The sequence below is a fragment of the Enterocloster sp. HCN-30185 genome, from assembly GCF_037890305.1.
In the GTDB taxonomy this organism is placed as follows: domain Bacteria; phylum Bacillota; class Clostridia; order Lachnospirales; family Lachnospiraceae; genus Enterocloster.
In genome coordinates, this window is sequence record NZ_JBBKBT010000005.1 from 58,387 (window position 1) to 73,783 (window position 15,397).

General features: G+C 49.3%; 14 protein-coding genes. 3 read left to right on the forward strand and 11 right to left on the reverse strand.

The features are described 5' to 3' along the window. Window positions 1-11 precede the first annotated feature (11 nt). The 5 genes from WKT10_RS07660 to WKT10_RS07680 all read right to left on the reverse strand — a co-directional run bounded on the left by WKT10_RS07660 (window position 12) and on the right by WKT10_RS07680 (window position 8,358). On the reverse strand, window positions 12-1,082 hold the full coding sequence (locus WKT10_RS07660) for a GHMP family kinase ATP-binding protein (RefSeq protein WP_066545950.1): 1,071 nt from the start codon (window positions 1,080-1,082) through the stop codon (window positions 12-14). 23 nt (window positions 1,083-1,105) lie between these two features. Then, window positions 1,106-1,813, reverse strand: a complete 708-nt coding sequence (locus tag WKT10_RS07665) for a nucleotidyltransferase family protein (RefSeq protein ID WP_066545948.1) — start codon at window positions 1,811-1,813, stop codon at window positions 1,106-1,108. Window positions 1,814-1,936: 123 nt separating this feature from the next. Further along, the gene (locus tag WKT10_RS07670; RefSeq protein ID WP_340276492.1) at window positions 1,937-5,959 is read right to left on the reverse strand and encodes a glycosyltransferase; all 4,023 of its coding nucleotides are present in this window, start codon (window positions 5,957-5,959) and stop codon (window positions 1,937-1,939) included. Next, complete coding sequence (locus WKT10_RS07675; protein ID WP_340276494.1) at window positions 5,952-7,376, reverse strand: ABC transporter ATP-binding protein; 1,425 nt, start codon at window positions 7,374-7,376, stop codon at window positions 5,952-5,954. The genes WKT10_RS07670 and WKT10_RS07675 overlap by 8 nt, the downstream gene beginning before the upstream one ends. Before the next feature lie 100 nt (window positions 7,377-7,476). Then, complete coding sequence (locus WKT10_RS07680) at window positions 7,477-8,358, reverse strand: LysR family transcriptional regulator (RefSeq protein WP_066545936.1); 882 nt, start codon at window positions 8,356-8,358, stop codon at window positions 7,477-7,479. A 169-nt stretch (window positions 8,359-8,527) separates the two neighbouring features. Here WKT10_RS07680 and WKT10_RS07685 point away from each other — a divergent pair, with 169 nt between their 5' ends. Genes WKT10_RS07685 through trxA form a run of 3 tightly spaced genes read left to right on the forward strand, consistent with a single transcriptional unit; the run spans window position 8,528 to window position 10,122 of the window. Beyond that, on the forward strand, window positions 8,528-9,121 hold the full coding sequence (locus WKT10_RS07685) for a chromate transporter (RefSeq protein WP_066545933.1): 594 nt from the start codon (window positions 8,528-8,530) through the stop codon (window positions 9,119-9,121). Continuing rightward, window positions 9,118-9,702 carry a chromate transporter gene (locus WKT10_RS07690; protein WP_066545930.1) on the forward strand — a complete coding sequence of 195 codons (585 nt, stop codon included), beginning with the start codon at window positions 9,118-9,120 and terminating at the stop codon, window positions 9,700-9,702. The genes WKT10_RS07685 and WKT10_RS07690 overlap by 4 nt, the downstream gene beginning before the upstream one ends. 60 nt (window positions 9,703-9,762) lie before the next feature. Further along, the gene (gene trxA, locus WKT10_RS07695; protein WP_407408207.1) at window positions 9,763-10,122 is read left to right on the forward strand and encodes a thioredoxin; all 360 of its coding nucleotides are present in this window, start codon (window positions 9,763-9,765) and stop codon (window positions 10,120-10,122) included. A 98-nt stretch (window positions 10,123-10,220) separates the two neighbouring features. On the opposite strand, the gene WKT10_RS07700 is transcribed toward trxA, so the two are convergent. The 6 genes from WKT10_RS07700 to WKT10_RS07725 all read right to left on the reverse strand — a co-directional run bounded on the left by WKT10_RS07700 (window position 10,221) and on the right by WKT10_RS07725 (window position 15,393). Next, window positions 10,221-10,820 carry a M48 family metallopeptidase gene (locus WKT10_RS07700; RefSeq protein ID WP_066545917.1) on the reverse strand — a complete coding sequence of 200 codons (600 nt, stop codon included), beginning with the start codon at window positions 10,818-10,820 and terminating at the stop codon, window positions 10,221-10,223. Between the two features lie 6 nt (window positions 10,821-10,826). Beyond that, window positions 10,827-11,639 carry an ABC transporter permease gene (locus WKT10_RS07705; protein WP_066545914.1) on the reverse strand — a complete coding sequence of 271 codons (813 nt, stop codon included), beginning with the start codon at window positions 11,637-11,639 and terminating at the stop codon, window positions 10,827-10,829. Window positions 11,640-11,657: 18 nt separating this feature from the next. Then, entirely contained in the window at window positions 11,658-12,212 is a 555-nt protein-coding gene (gene rfbC, locus WKT10_RS07710) for a dTDP-4-dehydrorhamnose 3,5-epimerase (RefSeq protein ID WP_066545911.1), read from the reverse strand. A 122-nt stretch (window positions 12,213-12,334) separates the two neighbouring features. Then, a complete protein-coding gene (locus WKT10_RS07715) occupies window positions 12,335-13,993 on the reverse strand; it encodes a DUF2142 domain-containing protein (RefSeq protein ID WP_340276500.1) in 1,659 nt (552 codons plus the stop codon). A 1-nt stretch (window position 13,994) separates the two neighbouring features. Further along, complete coding sequence (locus tag WKT10_RS07720; RefSeq protein WP_066545905.1) at window positions 13,995-14,399, reverse strand: DUF2304 domain-containing protein; 405 nt, start codon at window positions 14,397-14,399, stop codon at window positions 13,995-13,997. A gap of 37 nt (window positions 14,400-14,436) precedes the next feature. After that, window positions 14,437-15,393, reverse strand: a complete 957-nt coding sequence (locus WKT10_RS07725; RefSeq protein WP_066545902.1) for a glycosyltransferase family A protein — start codon at window positions 15,391-15,393, stop codon at window positions 14,437-14,439. Between the last annotated feature and the right edge of the window lie 4 nt (window positions 15,394-15,397).

The following is a 15,397-nucleotide window of genomic DNA, read 5'->3' on the forward strand; positions in this document are numbered from 1 at the left end:
CTCATTCCTGCTTACAGATCAAAGGTATAGATCTTATTTGGCATATGGACCTTTACCTGATCGTACTTCCAGCGCTCCTCGTCTGCCACCCAGCTCTGGGCTCCGCGCAGTTCAAAATTCCAGTCTGCCAGCTGGCCTCCTGCCTGCTCCATACGGGCCGCTACCTTGTGGCGCACATTGTATGGGCAGTACATGAGAAGATAACCGCCGCCGCCGGCTCCAAGGAGCTTTCCTCCCAGGGCTCCGGCCTTGATCGCCTCGTCATAAAGCATATCAATCTGAGGATTGGTGATCTTGCTGCTCATGCGCTTTTTGCTTTTCCATCCATAGTCAAGGAGTTTTCCGAAGCTGTGGAGGTTTCCCTTTAACAGCTCGTCCTTCATGGCATAAGCCAGGGCCTTTACCTCACACATGGCCTCAAAGGCATCCTTTTTCTCGTAATTCTGTACCTGATCCCTGATAATGTTGGCAGATACATGGATATTTCCCGTATAGCACAGTAAAAGGTTGTACTGCAGCTCATGGATAATGTCCTTTTTGATTCTCAAGGGATTTACAACTACGTTGTTTCTGCCGTGGAACTCAATAAAATTAAAGCCGCCGAAGGCCGCCGCATACTGATCCTGATAGCCGCCGTCAATCTTTAAATCCAGCCGCTCCACCTGATAGGCCAGATCCGCCATGGCATAGGCGTCCATCATGATCCCCTTCCATCTTGCCATAGCCGTAAGCATGGCTACCATCACAGTAGAGGAGGTTCCAAGGCCGGAGCCTGGAGGCGCGTCGCACTGTAAATATACCTCGCAGCCCTGGCTGATCTCCATCGCCTTAAGAGCCGCTGTTACCAGATCCAGACGGCCGTCATAGACGTAGTTTTCCTTTGTATTGTACTTTACTGTCATATCGAAATCCAGAGAATGGACAATGATCTGATCGTCCTCTCTGGGTACGATAGAGCAGTAGGCATATTTATTGATGGTGCTCCCAATAATTGCGCCGCCCTGCTCCTCGCAGAAAGGGGCTACATCCGTGCCGCCTCCGCCGAAGCTGACCCGCAGGGGCGCTCTGCCTCTGATTACCATATTTTTCTCCTTCCGTTTCTTACCTACCGGACAACGCCTGTTTCTACATCCCTCTGGAACTGGAAATAAGCCTCCGGAATACCGATATCAATGAAATAACCGTCATTTACAAAGCCGCCCAGCCGCTTTCCCTCTGACAGCCAGCAGGGAATCCTGTCATTTTCCAGAGATACCTTTCCCTCCGGAATCTCGTCTAAAAGGCTTTTTTTCATAAGGTAAATACCGCCGTTTATGGTGCCGGATTCTGCCTCCTGTGTCTTTTCATTAAAGCCTGTAAGGATGCCCTTTTCATCTAAAACAGCCTGACCATAGCGGGATACGTCCGGCACTCTGCGCAGCACCAGCGCCATGTCCAGCTGCTGCTCATCCTGCTGCCTTACCAGTCTTGTATAGTCAATCTGGTAAAAGGTATCTGCATTGAGAACGAAAAAACGATCCTCTGTAATGAATTTTCCGGCATTTTTAATGGCCCCTGCGGTGCCTAGGAGAGTTTCCTCATAGGCGTAAGCTGCATGAAAGCCAAAATCGCTGCCGTCTTTAAAATATTCTTCCACCATGGAGCCCTTATAGCCTACGGCAAAAATAATATCCCTGACGCCGTTTCGCACCAGTTCTCTGGTAACGTACTCCATAAATGGTTTTTCCTGTATGAGAGCCATTGGCTTGGGACGGTCGCTTACTACGCTGCGTAAACGGGTGCCCAGACCTCCGGCGAGAAGTATTGCCTGCATTTTGTTCTCCTTAAATGTATACTTAAATTCCTCAGTGCTGACCTCGAAAACGCTGCGCGTTTCCTCGGTCGCGAGCGTTCGCCCTATAGCCATGCAGCTTTCCCCGTCGAAAAGTAAGCGAGCTTACTTTTCAACGTGAAATTCTGCATGGCTGCACTGCTCACTGCTGTCGCGAAAGTCCTCCTCTATCACCTTCCATGCGCCTTCGAGACTGAAGTGTCTGCGGATATAGTCCTGAGTGGCGTGACACATACTCCGGCAGCGGGCAGGATCGTTGTAGAGAGATACACATTTTTCTGCAAATGCAGCCGGATCGTCCTCGATTTCCAGTATGGTTTCTACCTCCGGGATTCCTTCGGCTCCGGTGCCGGTTGTGACAATAGGCGCTCCGTTGTAGATGGCTTCTACCACCTTGCCCTTTACGCCGGCCCCGTACCGCAGGGGAACGACTACGATGCGGCAGGAGGCATACAGCTCAGCCAGCTCTTCTTCACTTACAAAGCCCTTTATGATAATTCCGTTTCCAGGCTGCTCAAGGGCCTTTATCTCATCCGTAACCTTGGAGCCTACCACATAGAAGTTTATCTCCGGAAGTTTTTCCCGGATCAGCGGGAAGATCTCCTGTGCGAACCACAGCACTGCATCCGCATTGGGCGGATGAGCAAATCCGCCTACAAAGAGCAGTCCTTCTCTCTTTGCGAAGTCCTCCTGGATATTGGAAAGAAATTCATCGTATACATAGGCTGTAATGGCCTTTACCGGGATTTCCGGGTCAATCTTGTGGATGGCATCTACCTCCACATAGGACGGATAATAGGAAATGGCCGCCTTCCGCATCATGGACAGCTCAATGGCTTTCCAGTAATCAGCCTCACGCTTGATTGAAATATCGCCTGTAAGAGCATACTCCCGTCCCAGACGCAGGAAATGAAGGTCATGGCCGTAATAAATCACTTTGATATTCGTATTTTCCTTAATAAAGTCCACATATTTTGTGGCAATATGGGGCCGGTTTAAATAGGCAAAATCAATTTCATCCTTATTCCGTTTCAGCCAGTCCCAGATACCGGAAGCCCAGTCATCCCCGTAGAGGATCTCAATTCCCATCTGCTGGAGAGCCGTGGAATAGGGTTCCTCATGGAGGAAGTTGTCTCCCAGGAATTTTACCACATAGCCCTTTTTCAGGAACATTTTCAGATACTGATAGGTGGTCTTGGAGCCTGCGTCCTTATCAAAGGTAGGCACATAGTGATCCACTACCAGGATCACCTTTTTACCCTGGCTTCTCTCCCTTGCCCTGAATGGATTGGGATTTCCGTCATTGACAGACTGACGCTTAAACTCATCCGCCCATTTTTCCCGAAGCTTTTTGCTGTTTTCCACCTGATACCGCTTCAGGCCCGTACCGTTTACATCCGTACCGTTGGACACCCCTTCAAAATGAATGACTTTGGATAGAGGCTGATATACCACCCGGTATCCGGCTTTTCTCACCTCAAAGGCCAGATCAGAATCTTCACAGTAGGCAGGAGCAAACCGCTCGTCAAAGCCGCCGATCTGCTTCCAGAGCTGAACGGATAAAAGGATGGCGGCGCCGGAAATGTAGTCCACGTCCTTTACATAGTTGTACTCTGCCTTATCCGGGTCATCCAGCCGCCCATAGTTCCAGCCGGAGCCGTCGCTCCACAGAATGCCTCCGGCCTCCTGAAGACGTCCGTCCGGATACACCAGCTTGGAGCCTACCATACCTATAGACGGGTCGGATTCGATCAGCTTCACCAGAGAAGATAGCCACCCTTCCGTCACCTTGGTATCATTATTTAAAAACATGATATATTTGCCCCTGGCTGCCTTTGCCGCCTGGTTGCAGTTTCTTAAAAAGCCCTGATTGGTCTGATTGCGGCAGATCACCAGCCCGTCCACAAAACGGCTGATTTCCGCCGTTGCATCTGTTGACACATCATCTGCAATGATGACCTCATAGGTCACGTCCTTCGTATATTCCAGAATGGACTGAAGACAGGCATAGGTGTAGTGGATCTGATTATAACAGGGGATCACAATGGAGACTAAGGGCCCTTCCCAGCCATTTTTCCCTTCTTTTCCCTCGCCCGGATACTGCGGGAAGGAGAGATGGCCTCCGGTGAGATAGCCCTCGCCAATCTTAAAATCGCCCTCAATCAGGTTGCGGCCCTCTTTGGTGGCATACATCTTCATGTATTTTGCAGGGTGGCGCACCGTATGGAAGCAGTAGTTCAATACCTTGCGCTTTCTGGTTCCCTTTGGGAATGCCTTATTGACCTGAACACCCAGCTTTCTGCGAAGCTTGTATACGGCCGCTTCATGACCATTCAAATAGGTGGCAAGCTTACCCAGCTCGTCAATCTCATGGCGCAGATCCTTAATCATGATTTCCAGGTTCTTTACATGATTATTGGTAAGGCGCAGAATCTCCTGATCCTTTTTCACCTGAATATTGCGCTCCTCCACCTCTTCCTGAAGCTGGTTGATCCGCTCTCTGGCCTGATCCAGTTCCTTTTCCTGGGCCTTTAATTCCTCTAAGGTCACCAGACGCTGTTTATAATTACCCATATACCCCTGAGTGCCGTCTCCGTGTACCCAGGACTGGAAGGATTCCTCCATGGCAGCATACAGCCCGGACAGTTCTTCCCCGATTCCGAATTCCTTCAGGAAATCAGCTGCATTTTCATAGTCCATCAGGCCTTCATATTTATAATAGAAATAAACCAGATTCCTATAGCGGACAAAACCTGCCGGAACAGGGAAATCAAAGACCCATTCATAATCCAGGCAGTACAGCTTGCCGCCGCTTACCATCAGATTTTCAAACAGGCCGTCAATATTGCTGACTGCGTAGGAAGCATCCGACAGGGCAGACAGCTGCTGTTCCAGTTCTCCCGGAGCGCTGTCCTGTGAATCTTCTGCCGGATTCCTTCCAAACACCTCCAGAAATTCCGGTGTCACATAAAAGGACTCCGGGCGCAGGGCTGCCTTTGAGAAGACCTGTTCCATCGCTGCCTGAATTGCCTCAACCGGAGCCTTCTTTCCCCGGATCTGCCCGCCAAGCTCCTCTGCCAGCGTCTTTCCTGTAAGAAACTCAAACCGTACCGCCTGTTTATCCTCAGAAAAATGCGGTTCCAGCACATGAACTTCAGGATTTACCTTGGAGAGCTTCTCATGCTTTTCCTCCATAGAACCAATATGTGCTCCGGATGCCTCTGTAAGAGCAGCCTTTTCCACATATCGCTTTCCATTTTCTTCTAAAATGCGGGTGCGGATCTGAAACTGAGGTTTTCTGGTCCGGTTATATTTTGCAAAAATCGTATCAAAGGGCTCCTGCTCCTTAGAGGCCACTGCCAGATAGGCATTGGCGAAAAGTCCAAAGGCCTTTTCCTGAACCAGCTTATCGGAAATCTCATCCTCATGGATGCAGGCCCAGCGCTGGCGGTCATAGACTGCGGTCACATGGGGAATATCGCCCTTTCCGGGAAGATACCGGTCGGAATACACCGTCTGAGCCCGCTTATACTCCGGCATGGGATAATAAAATTCTACGGTTTCAAGGCCTGCCTCACGAAAAGCCGCCTCCAGTTCTCCCTTGGTAAATGCACTCTCATCCTCATCATGGACAGCACCAGATAAAAAGCACAGTCCCAGGGCATTTTCACAGGAAAACACCAGACGGCCTCCCTGTTTTACATACTGAGAAGCCTCCTTTACAACGGCCTTTAAGTCCATGTCCGGGCGGGAAGATTCTAAAACCACAAGATCGTAAGCTTCTCTGTGGTCTTCCTTCTTCCAATCGTTTTCTTTTATATAGGAAATATTGTCCGCACTGCTGTTTCTCTGCTCATTCACCACCAGATTTTCATCCCTGCGGTCCGTTACAGTCACATGGGCGCAGCGCTCTGCAAACAATCCGGTGAGAACCCCATAGCCGGAATCCAGCTGCAGTACATTTTCACATTTTTCCAGCTCCATCCAGTCGAAAAGATTTTTCCGGACATCGGAAAGAGCATACAACACCTCCGGACGGCTGTCATTTTCAAGGATTTTCTGAATCCCCTCCGGATCGGAGCCGTATTTTTTAAAGAGATCCAGAATCTCATAGCTTATATCATTCATCTGCTTTCCTCTTTTCCGCTTTCACCTGGGATTCCATATCGTAAACGCCCACGGTGTTTTTATTGGAAATAACAGTAATATTTGTCACATCATACAAACGGTGATATACCGTATGCTCTCCGGCCTCGAAGCCGGTACAGCTCATGCTTAACAGGTACTCACCGCCCTGAAGGGTCATCTTCTGGGTAAATTCCACCACATATTCCTCGCCCTTTTTCACCGGTTGAATATCCGCTCCCTCAAACATGGTGTTGGTGCCTGTAAGCTCGGTTCCCTTTTTATCTTTAATGGTATAGGTAAAAATAGGCGACTGAATATCCGCATGGAAACGGATGCATTCACGGATAGTAAACATCTCTCCTTTTAACAGGAGATTTGTAATATTACCTCTGGCGTCTAAAAGACCCAGGTCATAGATTTCTGCTCGTCCGTCGCCATATTCCGTACGGTCTGAATTGATCGTCATCTGGTCGCGCATCAGCCCCTTGGGATGCTGATTTGTAGTTCCGGCGCTCTCATGGCTGTCAAGAAATGTTCTTTTTGCCAGCTGTGCATCAACAAGGCCGTCTACGTCCATACCGCCTGAGAAATCTGAAAGGTCATCCTCTGTGCCGGACTGCTGATCCGTTTTATGGACTCCTGCCGCCAGCTCCGCCTTCAGCTCCTCCAGCTTTCCGGCCAGAATCTTCTTATACATATCCACCACTTTGCCCGCAGGCCCTTCAGCGATAAATTCGCCCTTATGAAGCAGAACCACCCGGTCACAGTATTTGATAATGCTTCCCATATCGTGTGTAACCATCAGGATGGTCGTGCCCTTTTTGCGGATCTCCTCCATCCGGCGGTAGCATTTGGACTGGAAGAATACATCTCCTACCGACAGAGCCTCATCTACGATCAGGATTTCAGGATCTACGTTGATCGCAAGAGCAAAGGCCAGACGGACAAACATACCGCTGGAATAGGTCTTTACCGGCTGATAGACAAAATCTCCGATTTCAGCAAAATCCAGAATATCCTGAAGCTTTGCATCCATCTCCTTTTTCGTATAGCCCATCATGGTGCCGTTCATGTAGATATTTTCAATTCCCGTATAATCCATATTAAAACCGGCTCCCAGCTCCAAAAGGGCGGAAATCTTGCCGTTTACATCCACCTGCCCGGTGGTTGGCGTCAGCACTCCGGTGATAATCTTTAAAATGGTAGACTTTCCGGAACCATTTGTACCGATGATCCCTACGGTTTCCCCCTTCTTTACCTGAAAGGAAAGTCCGCTTAAAGCATAAAAGTCCCTGTGATAATTTTTATGGGAAATGCTCATCGATTCCTTTAAACGGTCAATGGGCTTGTCATACAGCCGGTAGACCTTGGTCACGTCCCGGACGCTGATGGCATTTTCCTGTTCTCTTACTTCCATATCGTTCTCCATATCTAGTTGCATAACTGCATAATTCTCCACTTTAGGGATAAGTATATCATACAATGGCAAATTTTTATACTGGTAAAAAGAATAAAAACTACCCTTCTTCCTCCCCCGCCGCCAGCCCGATCAACGTTCTGGCCTCTTTTGTCAAAAATTTGTTCTTATGGTAAATAACGGAAAACTTCCGTGACAATGCAAGTCCTCTTATAAAGAACTCCTTAACCTGCCCCTTCTCAAGGCTGTCCCGAACCAGATAATAAGGAAGAAGCGACAAGCCCAGACCGGCTTTTACCCCTTCCAGCACCGCCTCATTGCTGACGCTCTCCCATAAGGGCTTCACAGAAATTTCCCCTGCTGCCAGAATCCCGTCCAGAACCTCTCGCCCCGCGCTGCCCCGCTCCCGCAGGATCAGATCCTGTCCTGCCAGCTCTTCAGCCGATTTTAAGGTATGCCCTGCAAACGGATGGGCCGGAGGGCAGATAAATACCAGCCGATCGCCGGGAAAGGTCCTACAGTGGATATAGGGACTGTGAACCATTCCCTCAATGATACCGATATCGATCTGATTTTCAAGCAGCTTCTGCTCAATGGCCTCTGAATTTCCCACCGCCGCCTGTACGGTCAGCGACGGAAAACGTTCCTTCAGCTCCCTGATATATCCGGGAAGCAGGCAGGAGCCGATGGTAATGCTGGTACCGATCCGCAATTCTTTCGCCGCCTGGCCGTCTCCCACCCCCTGCTCCATCTCGTCAAAAAGCGCGATAATATGTCTGGCATATTCCAGAGCCTGCCGCCCGCTGTCTGTGAGATACAAACGGCGTGAAATACGGTCAAAGAGCCGAACTTTGTAATGCTCCTCCATCTCTGAAACAGCCAGACTGATAGCGGGCTGGGCAATATAGAGTATCTGGGCTGCCGCAGTCATGCTTCCCGTCTCGCAGACCGTGACAAAAATCCTTAAATGACGCAGCGTCATGATCCTTCTCCTTTCTTTCACTGATTCGTATATTCATAATATTTTCATTATATATATTATAATATTATAGTATTTTACATATGTATCTGCAAGGCGTATAGTAGGAATGCCGGATGGATTTTCCGGCAAAATAACCGGGAATACTTCCCGTTTTAAAAGGAGTTCACCCATGGAAGCTGTATCCCATCATGAAAAGCGGTCTGTCATCTTAAAAAAGCTTTTTATTTCTACCTTTTATCTCAGCGCCTTTACCTTTGGCGGCGGCTATGTAATTGTAACACTGATGAAAAAAACCTTTGTGGACCAGTACCACTGGATCGATGAGGAAGAGATGCTGGATCTGGTAGCCATTGCCCAGTCCTGCCCCGGCGCCATCGCAGTCAACGGGGCTATCGTGGTAGGCTACAAGCTGGCAGGCCTTCCCGGAGTCATGACCTCCGTTCTTGCAACGGTCATCCCTCCCTTTGCCATCCTTTCTCTGATTTCACTCTGCTATGCCGCCTTCCGCTCCAATCAGTATGTGGGCTGGATGTTAAACGGAATGCAGGCCGGAGTAGGAGCCGTAATCATGGAGGTAGTCTGGGAAATGTCCTCTGGCATTATAAAAGAAAAGCAGACAGTTCCCCTTCTTGTCATGGCCGCAGCCTTTATTGCCAACTACTTCTTCGGCGTCAGCGCCATTATCATTATCCTGCTGTGCATCGGCCTTGGTATCGTCACAACCTTAAGCCGTGAAAAACAGAAGAAAGGCGGTTCCTTATGATCTATTTACAGCTCTTTTTAAGCTTTCTGCAGATTGGCGCCTTCAGCTTCGGCGGCGGCTATGCGGCAATGCCTCTGATCCAGAATCAGGTAGTACAGCTTCATCCCTGGCTTTCCCAGTCCGAATTTACGGATCTGATCACCATTTCCCAGATGACCCCCGGCCCGATCGCAGTCAATTCCGCAACCTTTGTAGGCACCCGCATTGCCGGAGTTCCCGGAGCGCTGGCAGCTACCATCGGCTGTGTGCTCCCTTCCTGCATTCTTGTAACGATTCTGGCAAAAATTTACTTAAAATACCGAAGTTTAAGCCTTCTTCAAGGCATTTTAAAATCCCTCCGTCCTGCCGTAATCGCCATGATCGCAGCTGCCGGAGTCAGCATTCTGGTTACCGCATTCTGGGGAAATGACATTTCCTCCCTCCATCTGGATGCCATTCTCTCCAGTACAAATATAAGAGCTGTGGGAATCTTTCTGCTTTCCCTGATTCTTCTTGCAAGATTCAAAATGGATCCCATCCATGTGATGCTTCTTTCCGGAGGGGCGGAAGTTGTCATGCAGCTCATTATGAAGCTTCTGTAAATATTTTTTCTGTTTCGTGACTTTTATCACATAAAAAGAGGGGCGGCTGTGGTATCCTATATACAACAGAAAACGAATTCACATTTACAGGAGGTAATATATATGGCACTTTCACATCTCACATCCGCTGATTTCGACCAGGCAGTAAATGCCGGTGACGACGTAGTAGTCGTTGATTTCTTTGCAACCTGGTGCGGTCCCTGCAAAATGCTGGCTCCCGCAGTAGAACGCATGGCAGAGGTTCATCCGGAGGTACATTTCTACAAGGTAGACATTGATGAAGAAATGGATCTGGCATCCCGTTTCGGAGTCATGAGCGTTCCCACCCTTCTCTACTTCAAGAGAGGAGAGATCGTAAATAAAACCGTAGGACTCATTTCTCCTGCTGATCTGGAAAATGCCATTGCCAAATCCAAATAAACCATAAACACATAAGAGGATTGAACCCTTCGCTGCGATATCTGTCAAACGAAGCATTCAATCCTCTTTTATTGTCCCGCAGCCGGAAATCAGGGTACCTACACGTATCCTCCAAATTCTTTCAGCCACTTTCTTCTCTTCTCATAATCGGGAAGCACATTCTTTACTTCTGCCCAAAACTTCCGGGAATGGTTCATCTCCTTTCGGTGAGCCAGCTCATGGACCACCACATAATCCAGAACCTCCGGCGGCATCAGCACCAGCTTCCAGTGGAAATTTAAATTTCCCTCACTGCTGCAGCTTCCCCAGCGTGTTTTGGCGCTGCGGATGGAAATCCGCCCATAGGTTACTCCCATCAAAGCCGCAAAATACGCAATCCTCTGCCCAATCCGCTCCCGTGCCTTCCTGCGGTAAGCCGCCTCAAGCTTTGGATCTTCCTCATAGTCATGTGGAAATACCTGAGCCAGATTTCGTCTCTTTGTTTCCGAATCGAACCATTTCTTCAGAATCCATTCCTGCCGGGTTCGTACAAACTCCATCAGCACTCCTTCCGAAATGCCCTCCGGCGCACGGATGATCACCTGACCATCCGTCTTTATCTCCAGTGCCAGACTGTGGCGTCGGGAATAGACCACCTGTGCCTCGATCGTTCCTTCCCGCTCTCCCTGTCTCCAGCCAATCCCTATCTTTCCTATCATATCCGCTTACAGAACATCGGAAAAATGAGGCCTGAGTTTTTTAAACATCTTAAGTCCGCAAAGAAGTACGATCAGGGTGAAGGCCCAGTAATACAGCGTCAGCTTCGGCCGCTCCCAGAACCAGTTGCCTGTAATCATGCTGTCCTTGTATCCGGTGACGATATAGTAAAAAGGATTCAGTTTAAAAATCGGTTCCATCCAGGGCATACGGTCTGTAAACATAGATTCATGATACATAATGGGGCTGAGCCAGATGCCAAACTGCAGGCAGATTCCCACGATCTGAGCCATATCCTTAAAAAATACATTGACAGAAGCTGTAAAATATCCCAGTCCCAGCACCAGCACAGAGGCTGCAAAGGTATAATAGAGAACCTGGATCCAGGTAACGCGCACCGGCATCCCGGCGATCAGGTACATTCCCGCCATGATCAGCACGAAAAAGGCATGGACCAGCAGACAGGAAATCAGCTTGATGATCGGCAGGATCTCTACTTTGAAAACCACCTTTTTGACCAGATAGCTGTATTCCTGAAGACAGCCCGTTCCTGTGTTTAACGCCTCGCTGAAAAAGAACCAGGGTACAATGCCCGGAACCAGCCATGCCACATAGCTGACTCCAGGAACAGGCGGCGGAGACTTAAAACCGATTCCGAAAATCACCGCATAAATGACTACGGTCACAATGGGCTGAATAAACATCCATACAATACCGAAGTAAGAACCCACGAACCGTTTTCTGAAATCAGCCTTTCCAAGATCCCATATGAGCTTTCGCTTTGTAATAATCTCCTTTAACAGAGAAACTGCATAATTCATAATCCGTATCCTTCACTGTCAGAATTTAAAGGTATCCTTAAGACCGCTCCATTTCTTATCCTTCTCGGAAATGATCAGCTCCATTCCCGGCTCGATAGGCCACTCTACGCCGATCTCAGGGTCGCTCCAGAGAAGGCCGCCCTCATCGCCCGGATGATAGAAGTCTGTGCACTTGTAGGCAAACTCCGCCTCATCAGAGAGAACCAGAAAACCGTGTGCAAAGCCCTCCGGAATGTAAAACTGCTTCTTGTTTTCAGCAGATAAGGTCACGCCGAACCACTTTCCATAGGTTTTGGAATCGGAACGCAGGTCTACGGCAACGTCAAAGACCGTTCCCCTTACCGCACGTACCAGCTTGCCCTGAGGATACTGCTTCTGGAAATGAAGGCCCCTTAAAACGCCTTTTACGGACATGGACTGATTGTCCTGTACAAAGGTCATATTAAGGCCTGCTTCCTTAAAGTCATTCTGGTTATAGGTTTCCATAAAATAGCCTCTCTCATCCTTAAAAACCGTAGGCTCAATTACATAAAGTCCTTCAATTTCACATGTTGTCACTTTGATCTTTCCCATGATTCTTTCTCCTTCTTTCATCCATCCTGAGTCATTCAGCAGCCCGAAAGCCGCTTTTCCACATCTATCAGGAAATTTTACCACGTTATCCACAAGGGTGCAACTGTTTATGCTGCTTCTCTCTACAGCCGCAGGCACACCACCGCAAAAATCCGCACTGCCACATACAGATCCATCATCATCACCGCATAAAGCAGCCCTCTGTCGTCGCTTCCCGTCCGTACCACCCGGCTGCTGCGGAATGTAAGCAGAACCGCCGGAAGGAAGGGCAGCAGATATCTTCCCTGAACGCCTTCAATCATGGACGCGCTTCTGGGAGTCCAGGCTAACAGCATGGAAAACATCAGCGCCCCTAAAAGCAGCAGCGCCAGAAACCAGATCCACAGCCTGTTTCCTGTGGAAAACATCACTTCTTCTCCCGGCTTTTTTAACGCCAGCACCACTAAAATGGTACACAGAGCCAATATGATCACGGTCGGTGTATTTAAAACAGGATCCTGATTTCCCAGAGAGCCGCCGATCATTCCTTCAAACAGCTGCGTTCCCTTCCACGCCAGCGTGTCATAACACATTTTCAGCACATGAAGAGGACGGTGGAGCAGCTCCGTAAAGGTATATCCCGTCTCTCCGGCCCAGGCAATATAGCTGTCCTCTGCCTGAGTATACATGGAAACGGTTCCCAGATTAACTGCAGCCATGGCTGCCGCAAAGGCTCCCAGCACCCCTGCCGCAGAAGCCGTCCACCGGCCCCAGCCCCCAAACTTTTTCACCGGGATCAGAAGGCACAGCCCCGCGATCACTCCGTATACCATCTTGCAGGGTCCCATGACTGCCAGTAAAAATGCCAGAAGAACCACATCTTTCCATTTTACCCTATCCGCCTTATAGGCTAAATCCATGCAGACTGCCGTAAAATACCCGCAGAAGGCCGTAATCAGCACATCATACGATAAAGAAGACACCAGATGGAGGTTCATGGGCAGCAGATATACGGCAAATACGGCTGTCTTTCCAAAGGGAAGCCGCCTTAAGGTCAAAAAGCCGGCGGCTACAAAAAAGAGCAGATTAAACAGACGTCCCAGATACAAAAGGCCCAGGCTTCCAAGTCCCAGAAGCCTTGCAAGGACAAAACCAAAAGCCTGAGGCCCATAGGCCAGCGGAGTGGTCCGCACAGAAAACTGATAAGAGCTTGCCATCTGACCCGCGCCCTGAGAAGAAGAACTTTGAACGTTCTCCCGATGAACAGCTTCGTTTTCACCGGAACGTTCTTCATGGATCCGCCTGTAGGTTTCTTCTGTCAGGCTCTGTCCTAAAATCACGGGCTTTTCATCCCCGCCCTCAGCACTTCCGTCATCTGCCAGCACATCCGCCACATCTTCAAGCCAGGCGTCCTCCGGCCGGATCTGGATCAGCCCCTTTTCATTGACCGAAGGAAGCCCCATCAGACGATTGGAACACTCATAGGCGCTGATATAGTGGCTTACCTCATCGGGCGCAGAAAGAGGCGGGAGCACTAGGGAATAAATCCCGCCCAGACACAGCACCGAAACCGCAAACAAGGCTTCCAGCGTCATTTTCCTGCGGATAAACAGCTCATACCCCAGAAAAACCGCCGCTGCAAGCACCAAAGCCCCAAGCCCTGCATACCAGCCAAACAGCCAGGTATTTCCTGTTTCTGTCACAGAGGCTTTCAGATCCAGGCTGTGCCACAGCAGGAAAAACAGCAGCGCCAAAGGCCCGGCCGCCCACTTATGCCCCAAAATATTTCCTTTTTTTTCCATATTACTGCACCTGCTCCGAAACAGTCCCGGCCGTCCGCCTTTCATCTCCGTCCTTCATTTCCTCTTCCTCCTCTTTGAACCGCTTTTCAAGAGCCATCTTCTGTATCAGCTCCCTCTGGCGGCTTTCCAGCTGGGAAATATGGACCGTCATACTGAAAAGCTTTACGATCAGCAGAAAGATCATAAACAGAAACAGAAAATTCGTTGTGGCATAGATTCCCAAAAGTCTGGCGCAGAAATCTGCCACAGAGGGAAAAACGGCGAAAACCACCAGCATAAGAGCCATGATCACCCAGAAAAGGGCAGCTTCAATCTCCATTTTTGCCTGCCGTATCTTCCTCATCATAAATGTCATGGTAAATACTGATACAAAAATCAATGCAACACGAAGCATAACTGTCATCATCAAAAACCCCGCTTTCCAGGCCTGTCCTCACGCCCTTTTACGCTCTGTCACAGGCCTTTTTCCAGTATTCCCGGTTCATGGTAAGCTTTAAGATCAGCCACTTTGGCAGCAGCCGGTAACATTTTCCTGCCCGGTAACCCAGAAATTTAAAACCGCTCTTTACCACCAGTCCCGGCACCAGCCAGGGCTTTCCCCGGTGGATCAGAAAATGGGCTGTGGATTTCACCAGACGGATTCCCTCGCTTTCCGACCGCACGCAGCCAAAGAGCTCCGGATGGTCTGCCTGAGACACCGCCAGATCGAAATTGCGTTTAAACTGCTGCCTGCAGTTATAGTTGTGGGAATGGATCACACGGGCGCTGGCAGCATAAGCCACTGCGTAGTCATCCTGCAAAAGGGCCTTTCCCGCAAAAATCATATCCTCATTAAAAATCGTCCTGCGGATAAAACCGCCCTGAAACCAGAATTTCTCCCGGTCATAAGCGCAGCACACATTAGAGGCAAAAAAGGTCTTGATTCCCATTTGCTCCAGATCTGCCCTTGTCTTTACACAGCTTTCCTCCGGGTAATTAAAGCTCCTTGTATACCGCTCTGCCAAAGGGCAGTCCTTATCCGGGAGCTGTCTCGCATAAGCCATGATCACAGCCTCTCCCTCAGGTCCTCTCTGTTCAAAGGCCTTCACCAGCGCCTCGATCAGGTGTTCATCTGCAGGGACCGCATCATCTGTCATAAATACCACAATGTCTGCCCGGCTGAAGCGCATTCCTCTGTTTCTGGTCTCTCCGTGGTCAAATTCCTCTTTTGTCAGATGGTGAACCTCCAGGTTTTTAATTCCCTCAAACCCGTGTTCATTCCAAAATGATTTCTCCGTATTCATCACGATGATCTTCCCCACAGGCCAAGTCTGGCGCTGCAGCATTTTCAAAAGCCTTGAAAATTTCTTTCCCGGTTTATAAGTGGGGATCACCACATCCACCTTTTTTCTATCTTCCATAGGC